The organism is Sphaerimonospora cavernae, assembly GCF_042435035.1.
GTDB lineage: Bacteria > Actinomycetota > Actinomycetes > Streptosporangiales > Streptosporangiaceae > Sphaerimonospora > Sphaerimonospora cavernae.
The window spans coordinates 1-2,667 of record NZ_JBHMQT010000064.1 but is presented as its reverse complement, the minus strand read 5'-3'; the positions used below and the strand labels follow the sequence as shown (position 1 = coordinate 2,667).

The following is a 2,667-nucleotide window of genomic DNA, read 5'->3' as shown; positions in this document are numbered from 1 at the left end:
GGTGGTCTGGGTGATCAGCGACTGTGCCGGATGGAAGGTCAGCACCTTGTTGGTGCCGTCCACGGTGGTCGCCCCGGCGATCTCCGCACCTTGCGGATCCTTCATCACCAGAGTGGCCTCCGTCACCGGTTCGCTGAAGGTCACCACGACCGAGGAATCCGCCGGAACGTCGGTGGCATCCTTCACGGGACTGGTTTCAACGATCGATGGAGGTATCGGTGGCTCTGGGAACTCGTACGGGTTGTCGTCCGGATTCCACTCTTCACCTGGGTACGGCTCCAGCTGACTTGAGTCGATTTCATACGCGGGAAGGCGTTCATCCAGCTTCAGGTCGGCTACCTGGGATGCGGTCAGGCCCTCGATCGTAGGGAAGTCTTGAGATCCATTCGCTTCGTACTGTTTGGCCTTTTCATATGACGGAGCCGTGGTCCAGGCATCTCCCGAGTAGTTCGAGATGACCACGATACGACTCGCCGGTTCGAAATCGACGGTGAGCTTCGGCGGATGCGCGCCGACACTGCAGCATCTGTATTCCATAGTGCGGTAGCGGCGCCAGTTCGTCGAGTCGGACTCGTTGCCGGCAGCGAGCTGGAACCCATAGTTGGGTGAGCCGTCGGCCCACGCCTGGACGATGCCGTTGACCGAGTGGATCAGATACCACTCCTTGGCCGCCCAGCCGCCCCGGGCGCAGTCAGGGCTGTAGGCGCCATACTCGGTGTCCGCGCCGGCGGATGTGACCGAGGGCTGGCTGGCCCATTGCATGGTCATCTCGTCCCAGGGGGAAGTAACCCTGCGGGCTGTGACGCCGGAGCCAACCACGCTGCCGCAGTCGTTGGAGAGATGATTCCAAAGAGTGAGGTCCGCGTTCTGCACCTTGGCACCGCGGAGCAGGGAGTCACTAGGAATGTTGGGAAAGCGGATGTAGCTTCGCCATCGCACCCTGCCGCTATTGGACTTCCCAACCAGGATGCGATCGAGATTGAAGTTGTTCCAGCTGTCGTAGTAGACGTCGTCGTTGATGAACGTGTCGGCGCCGCCCTTTTTAATGTCCGGTTCCCACCAGTCGGAAGAGGTAGCGGCCACAGTCACCGGATAGGTCACAGCCGGGTCCGCGAGGAACTTCGGATCTGGCGTGATCACTAGGATCTGACCGTCGCTGGTGTTCTCCACACTGATGGTGGCCCGCCCCGCCCGGCCTTCTTCGGGGGTGGCTGTGGCGTCGGCTGCCACGCTGTCCTGCATCAAAACCGATGAGATATCGGCTACCTTGTCCTGCTTGCCGTCGGCAGCCTTCTTCACCAGCGTCGGTGTGCCAGAAGTTGTTTCCCCAAAGCTGACCCCCGCGGGCGGGCTGACGGGTAGGCGGAACTTCAGGGAGCCGGTTGGTTGCTCGCGGATAACTATCTCTTGACGGTATCCGGTTGGCGTCGCCGTAACGACCAGATCTGCTCCCTGGCCGTAGGCCGAGGAAAACAGTGCACGATTGCCCGCCAGCTTTGGTTTCGACAACTTGTTGGGGGCTGAGACTTTGGCCGTACTGCGCTTGGCACTTGATGCCTGTGTAGGAGAGATGGAGACCGCGACGGTGTTGCCGCCGTCGGAAAGGGCGAGCCCGGAGTTGGCCATTTTCGGCTTTACGACGCCGTCCTTAACTTCAAGCGTGGTGTCGACGGGATGCCAGGCGTCATCCCGCTTGACCCGGATAGGCTCGGTGTAAAGTTCCGTTCTTAGGGTCTTGCCATCGGCATTGGCGTACGTCGTGGAGACCTCAGTGCGGAGTTCCTCGATCTCAAGACGCTTACCCAGTGCTTTTGCTTGCTTTTTCTTGGTTGCCCAAAGTTCGATTCTCCGGTCTTTGGACTGCTGCTGTGAGGGAGTTGGCTGGATATCTGCGAGGGCCGAAGTAGGGCTCGTAGTAACGACCAAGGAGGCGGTCACGAACGTCGCCGCAACTACTTTTAGTAGCATCCTGGATGCGGAGTGTTGTGGCAGAGGGGGCGGTTGGCCGCCTTCGGTAGAGCGTAATGACACTAGTACTCTCCATCTTGAAGAATTGGCGCGATCATTTATAGCGCAAGGGTAAAGTCTTCGTAAACTGGGTAGTCATGGTGGAGCGGGTTGTGTTCTCGCTCGATCGCTGAGCGTGATCTCCGTTTGGTTACTCTTCGTGCTGGGCGTCGGGTCGTACGGGTTGTGGCGTACCGGGAGCGGCGACGCTGGTTGGCCGGATTGCGGAAGCCGAAGGCGATACGGCGACGAGCTTGACGACCCGGTTGGTGCTCTCGCTGGTGGCGTGCGTCGGGCGGCCAGCCATGCGATCGCCTCCTCGCAGCCGCGGCCTTCCATCTGGCCGAGCAGCCCCTAATCGCCGCTGATGTGGACGAACCCCCACATCGCGCAGGTGCCTGGGGAAATCGATCCTCACGCCCGTCTGGCTTGTCACGCCAGGACAGACGGGTCCCCGCAGCGCCCGGCTGCTACCTCGCCGCTGTCCCGGTGGAAGGGCGATCTCCCGGTCACCATCGCGTACAGCGACGCGCCGAGCGACCAGAGGTCGGAGGCCGGATCCGCCTGGGCGCCGCTCACCCGCTCGGGCGCGATGAAGCTCGGGGATCCGGTGACCATGCCGGTTCTGGTGAGCGACGGATCACCTTCGGCGGTGGCGAT

At 61.5% G+C, this 2,667-nt stretch carries 2 protein-coding genes; both read right to left on the bottom strand.

Annotated features, from left to right (window positions below; all coding sequences use genetic code 11):
- Positions 1-1,938 (bottom strand): DNRLRE domain-containing protein (locus tag ACFHYQ_RS27535; protein ID WP_394304057.1); only part of this gene is annotated, 1,938 nt, incomplete at its 3' end.
- A 501-nt stretch (positions 1,939-2,439) separates the two neighbouring features.
- Positions 2,440-2,667, bottom strand: a 228-nt coding sequence (locus ACFHYQ_RS27530) for a protein kinase domain-containing protein (RefSeq protein ID WP_446746312.1), incomplete at its 5' end; no start/stop codon positions are given.